This is a genomic window from Micrococcus sp. HMSC067E09 (assembly GCF_001812555.1).
GTDB classification, from domain to species: domain Bacteria; phylum Actinomycetota; class Actinomycetes; order Actinomycetales; family Micrococcaceae; genus Micrococcus; species Micrococcus lylae.
On the sequence record NZ_KV809452.1, the window covers coordinates 16,692 to 35,223 of the forward strand.

Genomic DNA, 18,532 nt, shown 5'->3' on the forward strand with positions numbered 1-18,532 from the left:
AATCCGTGCCGCGCGGTGCTGTGCCGGATGTGACTGTGAATCAGACCCCGCAGAGCCCCTGCCGTGAGCGCCAGGAGCCGGACGTGCGCGAGCTGACGCTCGCAGGCGGCTGCTTCTGGTGTCTGGACGCCGTCTACCGCCGCGTACGCGGTGTGCTGGACGTGGTCTCCGGCTACACCGGCGGGGCGCACCCGGACCCGGACTACGAGGCCGTCTGCTCCGGCGCCACCGGCCATGCCGAGGCGGTGCGTGTGCGCTACGACGCCTCCGTGGTGCCCACGGACGTGATCCTGCAGATGTTCTTCACCTCCCACGACCCGACCTCGCTGAACCGCCAGGGACACGACGTCGGCACGCAGTACCGCTCTGCGATGTTCTACCGGGACGAGGCCGAGAGGCAGCTGTTCGCCTCCGCGATCGCGGACGCGCAGCGTCTCTACCGCCGGCCCATCGTCACCACCCTCGAGCCGGCCGCCGCGTGGTTCGACGCCGAGGACGTCCACCAGGGCTTCTACGACGCGCGGCCGTTCAACGGCTACTGCCGAGTGGTGATCGACCCGAAGATCGCGAAGGCCCGCGAACACTACGCCGTGTGGCTCGAGCGCTGACGTGTCACGACTGCGCTGACTAGCCTGACCCATAGACATCCCCCGACCCCCACTTCCACGGAGGAGCTCACCGTGACCATCCTGAACAACATCACCGAGGCCGTCGGCGGCACCCCGCTGGTCCGCCTGAACCGCCTGGCCGAGGGCCTGCCCGGCACCGTGGCCGTCAAGCTCGAGTTCTACAACCCGGCCAACTCGGTGAAGGACCGCATCGGCCGCGCCATCGTGGACGCCGCCGAGGCCTCCGGCGAGCTGAAGCCCGGCGGCACCATCGTCGAGGGCACCTCCGGCAACACCGGCATCGCCCTGGCCATGGTCGGCGCGGCCCGCGGCTACCGCGTCATCCTGACCATGCCGGAGACCATGTCCACCGAGCGTCGCGTCATGCTGCGCGCCTACGGCGCCGAGATCGTGCTGACCCCGGGCTCCGAGGGCATGCGCGGCGCCGTCGAGCGCGCCCAGCAGATCGTGGCGGAGACGGAGAACTCCATCTGGGCCCGCCAGTTCGCCAACCCGGCCAATGTCCAGGCGCACTACACCACCACCGGCCCGGAGGTCTGGGAGGCCACCGAGGGAGAGGTCGACGTGTTCGTGGCCGGCGTGGGCACCGGCGGCACCATCACCGGCGCCGGCCGGTACCTGCGCGAGCAGAAGAAGGGTGTTCGCCTGGTGGCCGTGGAGCCGTCCGACTCCCCGATCCTCTCCGGCGGCCAGCCCGGACCGCACAAGATCCAGGGCCTCGGCGCGAACTTCGTGCCGGACGTGTTGGACCAGGACCTCTACGACGAGGTCTACGCCGCCACCCTCGAGGAGTCCGTGGCCACCGCCCGAGACCTGGGCACCAAGGAGGGCATCCTCGGCGGCATCTCCTCCGGCGCGATCGTCTCGGCCGCCCTGAAGGAGGCCGCGAAGCCGGAGAACGAGGGCAAGCTGATCGTGGCCGTGGTGGCCGACTTCGGTGAGCGCTACATCTCCACCGTCCTGTTCGAGGACATCCGCGGCTGACCCGCAGCCGCTCCTTCCAGAGGACGACGTCGGCACCCGCCGCGGGTGCCGACGTCGCCTCCCTTGACTCCGGCCGTGCCCCGTACCGGGCCGGCCGCACGACGCGAAAGGCGAGCACCGTGGGACTTCTCTCCCGTCTCAAGGAGGACATCGCGGCCGTCCGCAGCCATGACCCGGCCGCGCGCGGGGACCTGGAGATCGCCGTGGTGTACTCGGGCCTGCACGCGGTGTGGGCACACCGGGTCGCCCACCGGATGTGGCAGCACGAGCGGCTCAAGACGCCTGCCCGCGTGCTCTCCCAGGTGGCGCGTTCCCTCACGGGTGTCGAGATCCATCCGGGCGCGACGATCGGCCGTCGCCTCGTCATCGACCACGGCATGGGCGTGGTGATCGGCGAGACCGCGGAGATCGGCGATGACGTGATGATCTACCACGGTGTCACCCTCGGCGGCCGCTCCCTGGAGAAGGTCAAGCGCCACCCCACCCTCGGCGACGGCGTCGTCGTGGGCGCCGGCGCGAAGATCCTCGGGCCGGTGGAGATCGGCGCCGGCAGTGCGGTGGGCGCCAACGCCGTGGTGGTCAAGGACACCCCGGCCGACTCCATCGCCACCGGCATCCCGGCCCGGGTCCGCCATCGCGACGAGAAGACCGAGAAGGCCCCGGCCGTGGACCCCGCGGAGTACGTGGACCCGGCCATGTGGATCTGATCCGGAGCCGACGACGGCGACCGACCCGCAGAGTGAGGGCCCAACACGGTGATGAGATCGCGTCTCGGCACCGTGTTGGGCCCTCACTCTCCCAGGACCCGGCTGTCCTCGCGGGGCCGGGGTGTCCGGCTCAGGACTGCACGCCGGGGCGTCCGGCTCAGGACTGCACCTCGGTGCGGTCGCCGGACCACTGGGTGTGGAAGGAGCCGTCCCTGTCCGTGCGGCGGTAGGTGTGGGCGCCGAAGAAGTCGCGCTGGCCCTGGATGAGGGCGGCGGGCAGGCGCTCGGCGCGCAGGCCGTCGTAGTAGGCCAGGGCCGAGGAGAACACCGGCACCGGGACGCCGGCCGCGACGGCGGTGGCCACCACGCGGCGCCAGGACGGCAGGGCCTCGGCGATCGCCTGGGTGAACTCCGGGGCGAACAGCAGGTTCGCCGGCTGGCCCTCGGCGCGGGTGCCCGGCTCAGGGTGGCGGTCGGTGTCCCGGCCGCCGAAGGCCCGCATGATCACGTCGAGCAGGTCGGCGCGGATGATGCAGCCGTCGCGCCACAGGGAGGCGATGGTGCCCAGGTCCAAGGACCAGCCGTACTCCGCGGCGGCGGCCGAGAGCATGTCCAGACCCTGCGCGTAGGCGACGAGCTTGGAGGCGAACAGCGCCTGACGCACGTCCTCCACGAAGGCCTCCCGGTCGGACGGGGCCGGGGTGCCGGACCCTTCGGTGCCGGCGGCGAGCAGCTCGCGGGCCTGGGCGCGCACCTGGGGCTGGGAGGACAGGGAGCGGGCGAACACGGACTCGGCGATGGCGGCCACCGGGGAGCCCACGTCCAGGCCGGAGATCGCGGTCCAGCGGCCGGTGCCCTTCTGGCCCGCCTCGTCCACGATCACGTCCACGAGCGGCCGCCCGGTCTCGGCGTCGACCTGGGAGAGCACCTCGGCGGTGATCTCGATCAGGTAGGAGGCCAGGTCGGTCTGGTTCCAAGCGGTGAACACCTGGGCCTGTTCCTCCGGCTCCATGCCGGCGACCTGGCGGAGCAGGTCGTAGGCCTCGCCGATGACCTGCATGTCCGCGTACTCGATGCCGTTGTGGACCATCTTCACGTAGTGGCCGGCGCCGTCGGTGCCGACCCAGGCGCAGCAGGGCTCTCCGTCGAAGTCCGCGGCGATCTTCTCGAGCATCGGGCCGAGGGCCGTGTAGGACTCCTTCGGGCCGCCGGGCATGATCGCCGGGCCGTTGAGGGCGCCCTCCTCGCCGCCGGAGACGCCGACGCCCACGAAGTGCAGGCCCTTCTCGGCCAGCGCGGCCTCGCGGCGCCGGGTGTCCTCGTAGTGGGAGTTGCCGGCGTCGATCACGATGTCCCCAGTCTCCAGCAGCGGCACGAGCTGCTCGATCACGTCGTCCACCGGCTGGCCTGCCTTGACCATGATCAGCACGCGGCGCGGGGCGGCCAGCGACTGCACGAGCTCCTCAAGGGTTTCGGTGGCCACGAACTCGCCTTCGTGGCCGTGCTCGGCCACCAGCGCGTCGGTGCGGGCGCGGGAGCGGTTGTGCAGGGCCACGGTATAGCCGTTGCGGGCGAAGTTGCGGGCCAGGTTGGCGCCCATGACGGCCAGGCCGGTCACGCCGATGTCCGCGGTGCCGGTGGGGATGCTGGTGGTCGCCTCGCTCATGCTCTGCCTCTCCCGGGCGTCTGACGCCCTCTGCGGTGGGTGGGTCTGGTCGAATGTCCCCTGCGGGGACGTGTCGCCGTCCGGCCGGGCGGCGACGTGCTGTCTCCAGCCTACGCGTCGGACCCGTCGGCGAGCGCCTGTTCCATGCCGTCGGCGAGCTTCTGTGCGCCGGACACGGACAGGTGCAGCCCGTCCGTGGTGTCCTGCGGATCCGCGAACGTGTTGGATGCCTCGTCTCGAACCGGCCCCCACGGGTCCACGAACGTCCAGCCGCGTTCGGCGGCCGCGGTGCGGGTGCGCTCGTTCCAGTCGCGCACGGGGCCGGGGACGCCGCGGGCCGGGTCCGTCCCGGACGGGCCCACCGCCACCACGACGACGGCCGCCCCACCTCTGCCTCGTCGGCCCGCCAGGTCCTCGACCTCGCCGACGAAGGCCGCGTGGGCGGACGCGGTGTCGCCGGCGGCGCGGAACAGGTCGTTGGTGCCGAGGAAGACCAGCAGCGCGTCAGCCTCCATGGGGCCGTCGGCGAGGTGTCCGGCGAGCACGTCCGGCACGGTGGCGCCCCACCGGCCGCCGGCCGCGGTCACCGCGAAGCGCTCCGGATCCATGTGCGCCAGCCAGGACTCCGGGCCGAGACGACCGCCCGCGAAGTCCGGGGAGTCGGCCACGGTGAGGGAGTCTCCGTAGACCTCGTACACGGCCGCGGAGTCGGCCGGTGTGTCGAACAGCGGCGAGCGGTCCTGGCCTGCCGGCCCTCCCGGACCGGTGCCGGGGGCACCGGTTGCGTCCACGGAGGGGCCGTTGTCGACAGAGGTGCCGGGGCCGTCGTCGGGCAGAGAACAGCCGGCCAGGACGAGGGCGAGCGCGGCGACGGCCGCGACCCCACGGCGGGGTGCGCGGCCGCCGGCAGCGCGGAGGACGGCCCCGTGCAGGTCAGTCCCCCACGGCGTCGCGGCCACGGCGGACGATGTTCGGGTCCGGCTCGCCGACCACGGCGTGGTCCTTGCCCTCGTACTCGTACTGGGAGAGGAAGTAGCGCATGGCGTTCAGGCGGGCGCGCTTCTTGTCATTGGAGCGGATGGAGATCCACGGGGCGTGGTCCGTGTCCGTGTGGAGGAACATGGCCTCCTTCGCGGCCGTGTACGCCTCCCAGCGGTCCAGGGACTCCAGGTCCATCGGGGACAGCTTCCACTGGCGGACCGGGTCGATCTGTCGGATCGCGAAGCGGGTGCGCTGCTCGGTCTGCGTCACGGAGAACCAGAACTTGGTCAGGTGGATGCCGTCGTCGACGAGCATCTTCTCGAACGTCGGGGTCTGGCGCATGAACGTCTCGTACTGCTCGTCCGTGGAGAAGCCCATGACGCGCTCCACGCCGGCCCGGTTGTACCACGAGCGGTCGAACAGCACGATCTCGCCCTCGGTCGGGAAGTGCTGGATGTAGCGCTGGAAGTACCACTGGCCCTGCTCACGGTCCGAGGGCTTGTTCAGTGCGACGACGCGGGCGGTGCGCGGGTTCAGGTGCTCGGTGAAGCGCTTGATGGTGCCGCCCTTGCCGGCGGCGTCGCGGCCCTCGAACACCACGATGAAGCGCTGGCCGGTGTCCTCGCCCCAGTACTGCAGCTTCAGCAGCTCGATCTGGAGGCGGTACTTCTCCAGCTCGTAGTCCTCACGGGACATCCGCTCCTCGTACGGGTAGTCCTCCTTCCACGTCTCCACGGCCTTGCCCTGCGGATCGATGAGGTCCGGGTCGTTGGTGTGGCCGTCGGTGACGGTGTAGCCGCCCTCGCGGAGCTTGTCGATGAACGAACGGAGGTTCTCGCGGGGGGCGTCGGGGGTGAGCAGCTGCACGTGCATCGTCCTCATTTCCTTCTCGCGCGGCACGCCCTCCGGTGCCCGGCGGCCCACAGGGGGCGGGACGCGACGGACCCGAGAGGCGGATCGTGTCTCCCATTATGGTCCGAGACCCCCGCCACGGCCCGGCCCGGGGCGCGTGGTGACGTGAACAGAAGGTGAACGAGTGTGGTTCGCCTCGCCGGTCGCCGGCAGGACCCGGACGCCCGCCCGCAGGGTCCGGCCGCAGCGTGGTCCCACGGCGGATGTGATGGGGTGGAGTCATGTCCACTCCGGAATTCATCCTGTCCCTGCGAGAGAAGATCGGCCACGACCCGCTGTGGCTGCCCGGCGTCAAGGCGGTGGTCCTGCGCGCCGAAGACTCCGAGGTGCTGCTGGTGCGGCGGGCCGACAACGGCCGGTGGACCGTCCCGGCCGGCATCCCCGATCCCGGCGAGGAGCCCGCGGACACCGCCGTGCGCGAAGTGCACGAGGAGACGGCTGTGGAGGCCGTGCCGCGACGTCTCGCCGGTGTGGGGACCACGGCTGAGGCCGTCTACCCCAACGGCGACCGGGCGCAGTACCTGGACGTGGTCATGGTCCTGGACGCCGTCGGCGGCGAGGCGCGGGTCAACGACGACGAGAACCTCGACGTCGGCTGGTTCCCGGTCGCAGACACCCCGGAGCTGCCGCCGCTGCACCGGCGGGCGATCGAGTGGGCTCTGGCCGGCGGGGGCGGGCGGTTCGTGGCCGACGGTCAGGTGCGCGGGTCCTGAGGACCTCAGAGCAGGTTGACCAGGACGACGTAGCAGGCGGTGCCGGCAGCGATGGACAGCACGGTGCGCCGACCTGCGGCCAGGTGGACCACGACCGTCACGGCGGCCGCGAGGAGCGCGTACGACAGGCGGCGGACGTCCACCGGCTCTCCGGGAGCCAGGGCCGCGGAGTCCAGGAGCATCACGAGCGCCAGGACCGTGAGGATCCCGGCGGGCATCCAGACGGCCAGGCGGCGGACCAGCAGGGACTCGCGCAGCGGACGCAGCAGCGCGAACGGCAGCGCACGCAGGCCGAAGGTCACCGCTCCGGCGACGAGCGCGACGGCGACGATGTATCCGGCGGACACGGTCATCGGCTCCCCTCCTCGGGGTCGTCCGTCACCGGGACGGCGGCCGCCTCCAACGGGTCCTCCGCCGGCAGCCCCACATCCCGGCCACGGCGGGCCACGAGGTGCGCGACGATGAGGAACAGCACGTAGACGGCGAACGCCGTCACGAGGAGCTCTCCCGGGGCGAGGGCGACGCCCACGACCACGGCGGCCGCGGCCATGACGACCAGCGGCACCTGGCGGCGGGTCCGCGCTGCGTCCAGGGCGAGCACGATGAACAGCGCCGTCAGGGCGAACTCGAGGCCTTCGATCGGCGCGGGCAGCAGGGATCCTGCCGCGACGCCCACCACGCCGCCGAGCACCCAGTACACCTGCAGCGCGGCCTGCATGGCCAGCAGGCGCGGCCCGGTCCAGCCGGTGCGGTGCGTGGTGGCGATGGCATAGGCCTCGTCGATCAGCGCGCCCATGGAGTAGAGCCTGGCCGGACGCGAGCGGACGACCCGGAGCGGGAAGCTGAAGGCGTAGAAGACGTGCCGGAAGTTCAGCAGGAACACCGTGACCGCCACCGAGACCAGAGGGGTGCCCGCCACGATGAGGGACACCAGCAGCAGTTCGACCGAGCCGGCGAAGACCACGGTGGACAGCAGCGGGGCGGTCCAGCACGGCAACGGTGCCTGCGCCACGAGCAGTCCGAAGGCGACGCCGAGCGGGACCAGACCCAGCCCGGCGGCCGAGGACAGCCGCAGGCCCCGGCGGACCTCCGCAGAGGTCGACGCCGTGGCAGCGGTGAGAGCGGAATCCGTGTTCATGACCGGACCAGGGTGCCACAGGCGGCGGGCCGCATAGGCAGACGACGCCGGACAAGGTCACATGGCGGGCGCCACGGCGACCGGTGCCCCTGGGAGGGGCGCGGGGCGCACCTCGATGCGGCGGCGCGGCCGTGGCGGCCGTGATCATGGTCGTGCTGCCGACCATCGGCGGTGGACCCAGACGGACTCGAACCGCCGACACCCACGGTGTAAACGTGGTGCTCTGACCGACTGAGCTATGGGTCCTGGGACGGCCTCATCCTACCGGCCGGCCGTCGTCACGGGCGGCGCCGCGCTCGCACCGCCCAGCAGCCGATCCGTGAGCTCCTCATGCTCGTCGCGGCTGCGCGCCCGCCCCGGCTCGGCCTCCACCCGGCCGAGCTCCATGCCCTGTGCGTCCAGCAGCACCGAGATCCGCCGGGGCCTGCCCGTGTCCGCGTCGAAGGCACCGAAGCGGCGGGCGGCGGCCCCGTGGGGCCAGAAGTCGGACAGCAGCGTCAGTTCCTCGGGAAGTCCGAGGTCCTCGGCCGCGCGGCGCAGGACGGGAGCCGAGTCGCAGGAGACCACCCTCACGGCCACACCCTGCGCGGCCCACCGCTCGGCGAGCTCGCCGAGCCAGGCCAGCTCACTGGTGCACACGGGGGTGAAGGCCCCCGGCAGGAAGGCGAGCCACACGCCGAGGGGGCGTGCGCCGTCGTCGGGACCGGCGGTGGCCGACCTGCCCGGATCCGTCACGGGCGGGAAGGGCCAGGACTGGCCGTGGCAGTCCCGGAGCGCGGGACTGTCAGCCACCGCGCTTCTGCACGAGCTTGACGGCCGCCCAGTCCTCGGAGGCGCCGGCGCCGGTCGTCGCGTGCAGGCCGGCGGTCGTGGCGGCCTCCTGCACGTCGGCGGGATCCACGTGACCCTCGCGGCCCTTGCGCGGCGTCAGCACCCACACGGGCCCCTCCTCGAGCGACAGCTGTGCGTCGACGAGCGTGTCCGCGAGGTCGGTGGCGTCGCCGTCCTCGGCACGCCACCACACGAGCACGGCGTCCACCGGCTCCTGGTCCTCCTCGGGCTGCAGCTCGGTGCCGAGCGCGCCCTCGAGCCGCTCGCGCAGACCGTGGTCGACGTCCTCGTCATAGCCGAACTCGTGGACGTACTGTCCGGCGGTCAGGCTCAGCTCGTCCAGCAGGGCACGGGGTGCGTCGGTCGCGGCGGACCCGGCGTCCATAGTCGTACAGACCTCCTCGGTTGGCGGCGGCGCCGGTGTCCCGGCCACCGCCCGATCGGGTGACTCTCCCCACCCTACGCGCAATGGCCCCCTGGGCCTTACCGCGTGCGGGGCGGGCCCGGGTAGGCTGTCATGCAGACCACCTCAACGACGGGGGCGGCCGCGCACACCGCCGGTCGAGGATGCCGCCGCACGCGGCCCGCGCCCCCACCACAGACCCCGCGGAGACACCCCTCCGCCCAGCCAGAGGAGGCAGCTTGAGCGCAGCCGAAGAGAGCTCCCGCATCCTGAGCGGACTGACGAACAACTTCCCGGACAAGGATCCCCAAGAGACCGCGGAGTGGATCGAGTCCTTCGACGGCCTCGTGGAGGAGCGCGGCACGGAGCGCGCGCAGTACATCATGCGCTCCCTGCTGCAGCGGGCCGGCATGAAGTCCGTGGGCGTGCCGATGGTGACCACCACCGACTACGTCAACACCATCCCCGCCGACCAGGAGCCCGAGTTCCCCGGCGACGAGGAGCTCGAGCGCCGCTACCGCAACTACCTGCGCTGGAACGCCGCCGTCATGGTGCAGCGTGCCCAGCGCGAGGGCATCGGCGTGGGCGGCCACATCTCGTCCTACGCCGGTCAGGCGACCCTCTACGAGGTGGGCTACAACCACTTCTTCCGCGGCCAGGACCACCCGGGCGGCGGCGACCAGGTCTTCTTCCAGGGCCACTCCTCGCCCGGCAACTACGCGCGCGCCTTCCTCGAGGGCCGGCTGACCGAGGAGGACCTCGACGGCTTCCGCCAGGAGAAGTCGAAGAAGGGCCACGCGCTGTCCTCCTACCCGCACCCGCGCATGATGCCGGAGTTCTGGCAGTTCCCGACCGTCTCCATGGGCCTGGGCCCGATGAACGCGATCTTCCAGGCGCAGTACAACCGCTACCTGCAGGACCACGGCATCAAGGACACCTCGGACCAGCACGTCTGGGCCTTCCTCGGCGACGGCGAGATGGACGAGCCGGAGTCGCGCGGCCAGCTGCACATCGCCGCGAACAACAACCTGGACAACCTGACCTTCGTGGTGAACTGCAACCTGCAGCGCCTCGACGGGCCCGTCCGCGGCAACGGCAAGATCGTGCAGGAGCTGGAGTCCTACTTCCGCGGCGCCGGCTGGAACGTCATCAAGGTCCTGTGGGGCCGCGAGTGGGACCCGCTGCTCGAGAAGGACGACACCGGCGAGCTCGTTCGTGTCATGAACGAGACCGTCGACGGCGACTACCAGACCTACAAGGCCGAGGACGGTGCCTTCGTGCGCGAGCACTTCTTCGGCCGGTCCTCCGTCACCAAGGAGCTCGTCGCGGACATGTCCGACGACGAGATCTGGGGCCTCAAGCGCGGCGGCCACGACTACCGCAAGGTGTACGCCGCCTACAAGGCCGCGATGGAGCACAAGGGCCAGCCGACCGTCATCCTGGCGCACACCATCAAGGGCTACGGCCTCGGCAAGTCCTTCGAGGGACGCAACGCCACGCACCAGATGAAGAAGCTGACCGTGGACGACTTCAAGACCTTCCGCGACCGCCACCGCATCCCGGTCTCGGACGAGGTCATCGAGGGCGACCCGTACAACATCCCGTACTACCACCCGGGCGAGGACGCCCCGGAGATCCAGTACATGCTCGAGCGCCGCAAGGCCCTCGGCGGTGCCGTCCCGGAGCGCCGCAGCACGTACCCCGCCATCCCGGTCCCCGGCGAGGCCGCCTACAAGCAGGCGCGCAAGGGCTCCGGCAAGCAGGAGGCGGCCACCACCATGGCGTTCGTCCGCCTGCTCAAGGACCTCATGCGGGACAAGAACCTGGGCTCGCGCCTGGTGCCGATCATCCCGGACGAGGCCCGCACCTTCGGCATGGACTCGTTCTTCCCGACGGCGAAGATCTACAACACCAAGGGCCAGAACTACCTCGCCGTGGACCGCGACCTGTTCCTGTCCTACAAGGAGTCTCAGCAGGGCAAGCTCTTCCACGTGGGCATCAACGAGGACGGCGCCACCGCCGCGTTCAACGCGATCGGCACCTCCTACTCCACCCACGGCGAGCCCATGGTGCCGGTGTACATCTTCTACTCGATGTTCGGCTTCCAGCGGACCGCGGACAACATCTGGGCCGGCGCCGACCAGCTGGCGCGCGGCTTCATGATCGGCGCCACCGCCGGACGCACCACGCTCACCGGCGAGGGCACCCAGCACATGGACGGCCACTCCCCGGTGCTCGCCGGCACCAACCCGGCCGTGAAGACCTACGACCCGGCCTACGGCTACGAGATCGCCCACATCGTCCGCCAGGGCCTGGAGGACATGTACGGCGACCACGACCGTGGCGAGGACGTCCGCAACGTCATCTACTACCTGACGGTCTACAACGAGCCGATCGTGCATCCGGCCGAGCCGGAGGACCTGGACGTCGAGGGCCTGCTGAAGGGCATGTACCTGCTCTCCGCGGGCGAGGCCGACGGCCCGAAGGTCCAGCTCATGGGCTCGGGCGTGTCCGTGCCGTGGGCCGTGGAGGCGCAGCGGCTCCTCGCCGAGGACTGGGGCGTGTCCGCGGACGTGTGGTCCGTGACCAGCTGGAACGAGCTGTACCGCGACGCGGCCGCCGCCGAGAAGGAGGCCCTGCGCGACGCGGACGGGCAGGAGCGGATCCCGTACATCACGCAGAAGCTGGCCGACGTGCAGGGCCCGATCGTGGCGTCCACGGACTACACGACCTCCCTGCCGAACCAGGTGCGCCCGTTCGTCAAGCAGGACATGGCGGTGCTCGGCGCCGACGAGTTCGGCTTCGCGGACACCCGCTCGGCCGCCCGCCGCTACTTCCTCATCGACGCCCACTCCATGGTCGTCCGTGCCCTCCAGATGCTGGAGAAGGACGGCTCCGTGGAGGCCGGCACCGCCAAGAAGGCGCATGAGAAGTACCGGCTCGACGACGTGAACGCCGGCACCACCGGCAACGCCGGCGGCGACGCCTGATCCGTTCCGCAACGGGCTGACGCCCCGCTTCCCGACGACGGCCCCTCGCCTTTTCCACCGAAAGGCGAGGGGCCGTCGTCGCGTCCCGTGGGGTTCCCCGGTGCCCGCGGTGGGATGCGCGGCCTGTAGGGAACGTACAAAGACCCCCGCTAGGATCACCCCATGCCCGATTCGCGTCCCCCTGCCGGCACACGGCCGATCTCGGCGGAATCGCTCGCGCGGCTCCGTACGCACCTGGGCGAGCTGAACACCGCCATCCTGCAGCGCGTGGACGCGGCCCTCCCCTGGTACCGCCGGCTGACGCCGGACGAGCGCAGCCACCTGGGGCTGGTGGCACAGCGCGGCCTCAACGGCTTCGTGCAGTGGTTCCAGAAGCCCGGGGTGACCAGTGGGCATGTGCTGGCGGACGTGTTCGGCGAGGCGCCCACCGAGCTGACCCGCTCGATCTCGCTGCAGCGGGCGCTCCAGCTGATCCGCACCATCGTCGAGGCCGTCGAGGCCGTGGTCCCGGAGATCCTGCAGGACCGTGACCAGGCCGCGGTGCGCGAGTCGATGCTGCGGTACTCCCGTGAGGTCGCCTTCGCCCTGGCCGATGTCTACGCCCGCGCCGCCGAGACCCGGGGGGCCATGGACTCCCGCCTCGAGGCCGTCCTGCTGGATGCGGTGCTGCGCGGTCAGGACGCGGATGAGATCCGCCACCGTGCCACCGCCATCGGCTGGCGCGGTGAACGCCAGGTGCTGGTCATGGCCGGCGGCGCTCCGGGGCCGGACAAGCCCGCCTACGTCGGTGAGCTGCGCCGGGCTGCGGCCCGGCACAAGTGCGACGTGCTGATCGGCGTGCAGTCCGAGCGCCTCGTGGTGGTGGTCGGGTCCGTGGAGGACTCCACGGTGGTGGCCGCCGCCCTGGCCCCGTGGTTCGCGGAAGGACCGGTGATCGTGGGGCCGACCGTGGACTCTCTGACCGAGGCCCACGTGTCCGCTCGGCATGTGTTCGCCTCGCTGTCCGCGGCGGGGGCACACCCACGGGCACCGCGGCCGACGCCGACGCACGAGCTGCTGCCCGAACGTGTGCTGATGGGCGACCCGACCGCGCGGGAGGCGCTGATCCACGGCGTGTACTGGCCCCTGCTGCAGGCCGGCCCGTCCCTGTTGGAGACGGTGGACACCTACGGCCTGCTGGGACACTCGCTCGAGGCGACCGCCCGCGAGCTCTACATCCACACGAACACCGTCCGCTACCGCCTGCGCCGGGTCAGCGAGCTGACCGGATGGGACCCTCTGGTGCCGCGCGACGCCTACGTCCTGCACACGGCGATCACGGTCGGTCGACTCGCCGAGCACGACGCGCCCCTCGGCGGCGAGCGACCCCACGGCGAACGCGATCGCTGAGTCCGCCATCTGAGACTGTTTGTAGGAATCCTCCAAAGCTGTTCGGAAGGGTTGGTGACCGCCGTGCCGCCCGCTGAGTGCGTCCACCTGGAAGAGTGGAGGCCATGCTTGCGATCGTGTGCCCCGGACAGGGATCCCAGACGCCCGGCTTCCTCGCCCCCTGGCTCGAGCTCGACGGCGCCGCCGAGCTGCTCGGTCGGCTCTCCGAGACGTCCGGCATGGACCTGGCGGAGCACGGCACGGTCTCGGATGAGGAGACCATCAAGGACACAGCGGTGGCCCAGCGCCTGATCGTCGCCGCAGGCCTCGTCTCGGCACACGCACTGGACCTGGACGCCGTCGGCGGCGAGAAGGTCCTCCTGGCCGGGCACTCGGTCGGCGAGATCACCGCGGCGGCCCTGGCCGGCGTGCTGACCGCCGAGGAGGCCGCCGCCCTGGTGAGGGTCCGCGCGGACGGCATGGCCGAGGCCGCGGCCTCGGCCCCGACCGGCATGGCGGCCGTCGTGGGCGGAGACCAGGACGAGGTCCTCGCCGCGATCGCCGACCACGGCCTCACCCCCGCCAACGTGAACGGAGCCGGCCAGACCGTCGCCGCCGGCGCCGTCGAGAAACTTGCGGCTCTCGGCGAGGACGCCCCCGCCAAGGCCCGCGTCATCCCGCTGAAGGTCGCCGGAGCCTTCCACACCGAGTACATGGCCTCGGCGGTGCCTGCGCTCAGCGAGCACGTCGCAGGCCTCTCCCCCGAGGATCCGCGGGTGGAGCTGCTGTCCAACCGGGACGGCGAGGCCGTCGCATCCGGCGCCGACGCCCTCGACCGGATTGTCGGACAGGTGACCCGCCCGGTGCGCTGGGACCTCTGCATGGAGGCGATGGCCGCCCGCGGCGTCACCGGCATCCTCGAGGTGCTGCCCGGCGGCACCCTGACCGGCCTCGCCAAGCGAGGCCTGCGCGGCACCCGGGTGTGCGCGCTCAAGACCCCCGACGACCTCTCCACGGCCGCCGAGTTCATCGCCGAGCACACCGCCTGACACGGCCGGACCGCTCGACCTACGGAGGGAAGCACCTCGTGAACGTCACCCTGAACCAGACCACCCCCGTCGCCGGCAGCCGCATCAGCGCGGTCGGCGCATACCGCCCGAAGAACCTCGTCCCGAACGAGGAGCTCGTCGGACCGATCGACTCCTCTGACGAGTGGATCCGTCAACGCACGGGCATCGTGACCCGCCAGCGCGCCACCCCAGAGGAGACCGTGCCCATGATGGCCGAGGGGGCCGCCCGGGAGGCCCTCGACGCCGCGGGGCTGACCGGGGCGGACCTGGGCGCCGTCATCGTCGCCACCGTTTCCTTCCCGTATCAGACGCCCTCCGCTGCGGCGCTTCTCGCCGAAGCCCTGGGTGCCACCCCGGCACCGGCCTTCGACGTCTCCGCCGCATGCGCCGGCTACTGCTACGGCGTGGCCCAGGCCGATGCCCTGGTGCGCTCCGGCATGGCCGAGCACGTGCTGGTGGTCGGCGTCGAACGCCTGTCCGACCTCGTGGACCCCACAGACCGCTCCATCTCCTTCCTGCTCGGCGACGGCGCCGGCGCCGTGGTCGTCTCCGCCACAGACGAGCCGGGCATCTCCCGCTCCGTGTGGGGCTCTGAGGGCGCCCGCTGGGAGACGATTCGCATGACCCACTCCCTGCTGGACATGAAGCAGACCGTGGATCAGGCCATCGAGGCCGCTGACGCCTCCTGCCTCACGGGAGGAGAGCACACGGCCTGGCCGACCCTGCGCCAGGACGGCCCGTCCGTCTTCCGCTGGGCAGTGTGGTCCATGGCGAAGGTCGCCCAACAGGCCGTCGACGCCGCGGGCGTGCAGCCGGAGGACCTGGCCGCGTTCATCCCCCACCAGGCCAACATGCGCATCATCGACGAGTTCGCCAAGCAGCTGAAGCTGCCGGACTCCGTGGTGGTCGCCCGGGACATCGCGGATGCCGGCAACACGTCGGCCGCGTCCATCCCCCTGGCCATGCACAGACTCCTGCAGGAGCAGCCGCAGCTCAGCGGCGGCCTCGCCCTGCAGATCGGCTTCGGCGCCGGGCTGGTCTACGGCGCCCAGGTCGTGCGTCTCCCCTGAGACGCCAGACACATGATTCACTGACCAACGTACCCATTCCGCAACCAACAAAGGAGACGCCACCATGGCTTCCAAGGAAGAGATCCTCGCCGGCCTGGCCGAGATCGTGAACGAGGAGACCGGTCTGGAGACCGAGGAGGTCCAGCCGGAGAAGTCCTTCACCGATGACCTGGACATCGACTCGATTTCGATGATGACCATCGTGGTCAACGCCGAGGAGAAGTTCGACGTGAAGATCCCGGACGAGGAGGTCAAGAACCTCAAGACCGTCCAGGACGCCGTGGACTACATCGAGGGCGCCCAGGCCTGAGCCTGACGCCCGACGCCCGCCAGCGCGGCGACACCGTCGGCATCGGCCGGGGACGCATTCCGCGTCCCCGGCCCCTCAGCCGCTGGGGCCCGCGCAGCATCGGCGCCGCATCCGCCGGCACTACAGACACTGACGAATCCGTCCGAGGACGGCCGAATCGAGGGGACAGCAGACACCATGACCCGCACCGCAGTCATCACCGGCCTGGGCGCCACCACGCCGATCGGCGGCGACGTGCCCTCCTTCTGGGCGAACGCGCTGGCCGGCACCCCGGGTGCCCGCACTCTTGAGCACGAGTGGGTGGAGAAGCACGACCTTCCGGTGACCTTCGCTGCGGAGCTCGCCGTCCCGACCTCCGAGGTGCTGAAGAAGGTCGAGCTGAAGCGCCAGGACCCGTCCATGCAGATGGCCACCGTGGCCGCCCGTGAAGCCTGGGCGGACGCGGGCTTCGGTGAGGACGCGGACATCGACCACGACCGCTTCGCGATCGCCTTCGGCACCGGCATCGGCGGTGTGTGGACCCTCCTGGAGGGCTGGGACACCCTGCGCGAGCGCGGCCCGCGCCGCGTGATGCCCATGACCGTGCCGATGCTCATGCCGAACGGCGCCGCCGGTGCGCTGTCCCTGGAGTTCGGCGCCCGCGGCGGCGCCCGCACCGTGGTCTCCGCCTGCGCCTCCGGCACCGAGTCCCTCGACCTCGCCCTGCAGCTCATCCGCTCCGGCAAGGCGGACATCGTCATGACCGGGTCCACCGAGGCCGCCATCCATCCGCTGCCGATCGGCGCCTTCTGCGCCATGCAGGCCATGTCCAAGCGCAACGACGACCCCCAGGCTGCCTCCCGCCCCTACGACGTGGACCGTGACGGCTTCGTGCTCGGCGAGGGCGCAGGCGTGATGATCATCGAGTCCGAGGAGCACGCCAAGGCACGCGGCGCCCGCGTCTACGCCCGCCTGGCCGGCACCGGCGTCACCTCCGACTCCCACCACATCACGGCGCCGGAGCCGGAGGGCCTGGGCGCCACCCGCGCCATGCGCGCGGCCCTGGAGGACGCCGGCCTCTCCCCGGAGCAGGTGTGCCACGTGAACGCCCACGCCACCTCCACCCCGGTCGGCGACAAGCCGGAGTACCTGGCCATGCGTGCCGTCTTCGGCGACCACGTCGAGCAGGTGAAGGTCTCCGCCACCAAGTCCCAGACGGGCCACCTGCTCGGCGCCTCCGGCGCGATCGAATCGGTGCTCTCGGTGCTGGCCGTGCACCACGGCAAGGCCCCGGTCACCATCAACCTGGACAACCAGGACCCCCAGATCCCGCTCAACGTGGTCACCGGCACCCCGGCCGAGCTGCCCGAGGGCGACCGCGCCGTGGTGAAGAACTCCTTCGGCTTCGGCGGACACAACGCCGTCGCCGTGTTCACCTCGTACTGATCTCGGCCGCGCCGACGAACGGCGGCTGCACGCCAGAAGGGCCGGGCCCGGAGGTTGCTCTCCGGATCCGGCCCTTCCTGACATCCCGGCGACGATGCGATGCGGCCGTCTGCGCGCTGCTCGGGGATGTCCTGCCTGCCTGCGGATGTCCTGCCGGACCGCTCACCACGGGGTGTTGCGGGACTGGATCCTCATGATCGCCTCGCGGTCGTCCGGCTGGCGGCAGTTCTCGGCCACCTTGTTCCGCTGCCGGTGCCCGCAGCGGGAGCACACGTGGACGATCTGGAAGCCCTTCTTCGGGTGGTAGTCGATCTGCTCGGCCGTCATGACGCCCCGGCACTCGGAGGCCCGGTCCCCCGGCATGACGTCCACGTGGACGGAGGCCAGGCAGAACGGGCAGTGGTTCCGGTAGGAGCCGTTGTTCAGCGGCAGCACGTGCTTCCCGCAGGCGGCACAGTCGAACTCCGTGTTCTCGGTGGACCGGGACATGGGTGAGGGGCTCCTTCGGCGTGGGGACTGCTGACAGCGTAGCCGGGACGGCGGCCGGGGACGTCTGGGCGGCACGAGCCTGTGCGGGCAGCGGCCGGGTCTGAAGCCGAGACACGACGACGGCCCCCGCCATCCGGTGCGGGGGCCGTCGGTCTGTGCCGGCCGGGGACCGTGGGAGTGTGGCCGCCTCCGCCCGCTGCCCGCCGCACAGTGTCGAGGATGCGCGGGAGCGCAAGGTCGGGGACGCGCGGGAGCGCAAGCGGACGACTCAGGCGGTCAGCCGACCTCGCGGAGCCAGCGGACGGGGGCGCCCTCCACGGCCTGGCGGAACGGCTCGAGCTCCTCGTCCCAGGCCTCGCCGAGAGCGAGGGAGAGCTCGTGGAACACGGCGGTGGGGTCTCCGGCGCCCTGCTCGTAGGCGTAGCGGATGCGGTCCTCGGACACCATGATGTTGCCGGTGACGTCGGTGGTGGCGTGGAAGATGCCCAGCTCGGGGGTATGGGACCAGCGCGAGCCGTCGCAGCCGGCGGAGGCCTCCTCGGTGACCTCGTAGCGCAGATGGGCCCAGCCGCGGAGGGCAGAGGCCAACGCCGCGCCGGTGCCCTGCGCGGCGGTCCAGTGCAGTTCAGCGCGGTAGTGTCCGGGCGCGGCCGGCTGCGCCGACCAGTCGACGCTGACATGGGTGCCCAGAGCAGAGCCCAGTGCCCACTCGACATGCGGGCAGAGCGCTGCAGGGGCGGAGTGGATGTGGACCACTCCGCGGGTCTCGACGTGGGACATGTTTCCTCCGGATGCAGTGCGGTACGTCTTCCCCTACGACCACGCTGCTCTGACGCCCTGGGTGAG

At 71.4% G+C, this 18,532-nt stretch carries 19 protein-coding genes and 1 tRNA gene; 10 read left to right on the forward strand and 10 right to left on the reverse strand.

Annotated features, from left to right (window positions below; all coding sequences use genetic code 11):
- Positions 1-29: 29 nt before the first annotated feature.
- The 3 genes from msrA to epsC all read left to right on the forward strand — a co-directional run bounded on the left by msrA (position 30) and on the right by epsC (position 2,320).
- The gene (msrA, locus tag HMPREF2863_RS09500) at positions 30-608 is read left to right on the forward strand and encodes a peptide-methionine (S)-S-oxide reductase MsrA (RefSeq protein WP_371327630.1); all 579 of its coding nucleotides are present in this window, start codon (positions 30-32) and stop codon (positions 606-608) included.
- 72 nt (positions 609-680) lie between these two features.
- The gene (cysK, locus tag HMPREF2863_RS09505; protein WP_070639706.1) at positions 681-1,613 is read left to right on the forward strand and encodes a cysteine synthase A; all 933 of its coding nucleotides are present in this window, start codon (positions 681-683) and stop codon (positions 1,611-1,613) included.
- 119 nt (positions 1,614-1,732) lie between these two features.
- Positions 1,733-2,320, forward strand: coding sequence for a serine O-acetyltransferase EpsC (gene epsC, locus HMPREF2863_RS09510; protein ID WP_067192265.1), 588 nt, complete (start codon positions 1,733-1,735; stop codon positions 2,318-2,320).
- 157 nt (positions 2,321-2,477) lie between these two features.
- Here epsC and gndA read toward each other — a convergent pair whose 3' ends face one another.
- From gndA to ppk2, 3 genes are all read right to left on the reverse strand, one after another.
- Positions 2,478-3,986, reverse strand: a complete 1,509-nt coding sequence (gene gndA, locus HMPREF2863_RS09515; protein ID WP_070639708.1) for an NADP-dependent phosphogluconate dehydrogenase — start codon at positions 3,984-3,986, stop codon at positions 2,478-2,480.
- 110 nt (positions 3,987-4,096) lie between these two features.
- Positions 4,097-4,945 carry an SGNH/GDSL hydrolase family protein gene (locus tag HMPREF2863_RS09520; protein ID WP_070639710.1) on the reverse strand — a complete coding sequence of 283 codons (849 nt, stop codon included), beginning with the start codon at positions 4,943-4,945 and terminating at the stop codon, positions 4,097-4,099.
- A complete protein-coding gene (gene ppk2, locus HMPREF2863_RS09525; RefSeq protein ID WP_245232037.1) occupies positions 4,920-5,849 on the reverse strand; it encodes a polyphosphate kinase 2 in 930 nt (309 codons plus the stop codon). Before ppk2 ends, HMPREF2863_RS09520 begins: the two co-directional genes overlap by 26 nt.
- A 251-nt stretch (positions 5,850-6,100) precedes the next feature.
- Here ppk2 and HMPREF2863_RS09530 point away from each other — a divergent pair, with 251 nt between their 5' ends.
- A complete protein-coding gene (locus HMPREF2863_RS09530; protein WP_067190246.1) occupies positions 6,101-6,592 on the forward strand; it encodes an NUDIX hydrolase in 492 nt (163 codons plus the stop codon).
- Positions 6,593-6,597: 5 nt separating this feature from the next.
- Here the strand turns inward: HMPREF2863_RS09530 and HMPREF2863_RS09535 are convergent, their stop codons facing one another.
- From HMPREF2863_RS09535 to HMPREF2863_RS09555, 5 genes are all read right to left on the reverse strand, one after another.
- Positions 6,598-6,945: a branched-chain amino acid transporter permease gene (locus HMPREF2863_RS09535; protein WP_067190248.1), complete on the reverse strand. Its 348-nt coding sequence runs from the start codon at positions 6,943-6,945 to the stop codon at positions 6,598-6,600.
- The gene (locus HMPREF2863_RS09540; RefSeq protein ID WP_070639712.1) at positions 6,942-7,730 is read right to left on the reverse strand and encodes an AzlC family ABC transporter permease; all 789 of its coding nucleotides are present in this window, start codon (positions 7,728-7,730) and stop codon (positions 6,942-6,944) included. Before HMPREF2863_RS09540 ends, HMPREF2863_RS09535 begins: the two co-directional genes overlap by 4 nt.
- Positions 7,731-7,902: 172 nt before the next feature.
- Positions 7,903-7,976: transfer RNA gene (locus tag HMPREF2863_RS09545), tRNA-Val, on the reverse strand.
- Positions 7,977-7,991: 15 nt separating this feature from the next.
- On the reverse strand, positions 7,992-8,522 hold the full coding sequence (locus HMPREF2863_RS09550; protein WP_070639714.1) for a redoxin domain-containing protein: 531 nt from the start codon (positions 8,520-8,522) through the stop codon (positions 7,992-7,994).
- Positions 8,515-8,946, reverse strand: a complete 432-nt coding sequence (locus tag HMPREF2863_RS09555) for a DUF3052 domain-containing protein (protein WP_067190255.1) — start codon at positions 8,944-8,946, stop codon at positions 8,515-8,517. Before HMPREF2863_RS09555 ends, HMPREF2863_RS09550 begins: the two co-directional genes overlap by 8 nt.
- 257 nt (positions 8,947-9,203) lie before the next feature.
- On the opposite strand from HMPREF2863_RS09555, the gene aceE reads away from it, so the two are divergent.
- The 6 genes from aceE (at position 9,204) to HMPREF2863_RS09585 (ending at position 17,197) form a co-directional block, all read left to right on the forward strand.
- On the forward strand, positions 9,204-11,954 hold the full coding sequence (gene aceE / locus HMPREF2863_RS09560; protein ID WP_070639716.1) for a pyruvate dehydrogenase (acetyl-transferring), homodimeric type: 2,751 nt from the start codon (positions 9,204-9,206) through the stop codon (positions 11,952-11,954).
- Positions 11,955-12,116: 162 nt separating this feature from the next.
- Positions 12,117-13,343 (forward strand): PucR family transcriptional regulator, encoded by a 1,227-nt coding sequence (locus tag HMPREF2863_RS09565; RefSeq protein ID WP_070639718.1) that lies wholly within the window; start codon positions 12,117-12,119, stop codon positions 13,341-13,343.
- A gap of 104 nt (positions 13,344-13,447) precedes the next feature.
- Positions 13,448-14,371 carry an ACP S-malonyltransferase gene (locus HMPREF2863_RS09570; RefSeq protein WP_070639720.1) on the forward strand — a complete coding sequence of 308 codons (924 nt, stop codon included), beginning with the start codon at positions 13,448-13,450 and terminating at the stop codon, positions 14,369-14,371.
- A gap of 38 nt (positions 14,372-14,409) precedes the next feature.
- Entirely contained in the window at positions 14,410-15,462 is a 1,053-nt protein-coding gene (locus HMPREF2863_RS09575) for a beta-ketoacyl-ACP synthase III (protein WP_067190263.1), read from the forward strand.
- A gap of 64 nt (positions 15,463-15,526) precedes the next feature.
- Positions 15,527-15,772 carry an acyl carrier protein gene (locus HMPREF2863_RS09580; protein ID WP_067190265.1) on the forward strand — a complete coding sequence of 82 codons (246 nt, stop codon included), beginning with the start codon at positions 15,527-15,529 and terminating at the stop codon, positions 15,770-15,772.
- 177 nt (positions 15,773-15,949) lie between these two features.
- On the forward strand, positions 15,950-17,197 hold the full coding sequence (locus tag HMPREF2863_RS09585) for a beta-ketoacyl-[acyl-carrier-protein] synthase family protein (RefSeq protein WP_067190267.1): 1,248 nt from the start codon (positions 15,950-15,952) through the stop codon (positions 17,195-17,197).
- A gap of 162 nt (positions 17,198-17,359) precedes the next feature.
- Here HMPREF2863_RS09585 and HMPREF2863_RS09590 read toward each other — a convergent pair whose 3' ends face one another.
- Both HMPREF2863_RS09590 and HMPREF2863_RS09595 read right to left on the reverse strand, forming a co-directional pair.
- Positions 17,360-17,686, reverse strand: a complete 327-nt coding sequence (locus HMPREF2863_RS09590; RefSeq protein ID WP_067190269.1) for an RNHCP domain-containing protein — start codon at positions 17,684-17,686, stop codon at positions 17,360-17,362.
- Between the two features lie 276 nt (positions 17,687-17,962).
- Positions 17,963-18,466 carry a DUF3145 domain-containing protein gene (locus HMPREF2863_RS09595; protein WP_067190271.1) on the reverse strand — a complete coding sequence of 168 codons (504 nt, stop codon included), beginning with the start codon at positions 18,464-18,466 and terminating at the stop codon, positions 17,963-17,965.
- Positions 18,467-18,532: the final 66 nt, after the last annotated feature.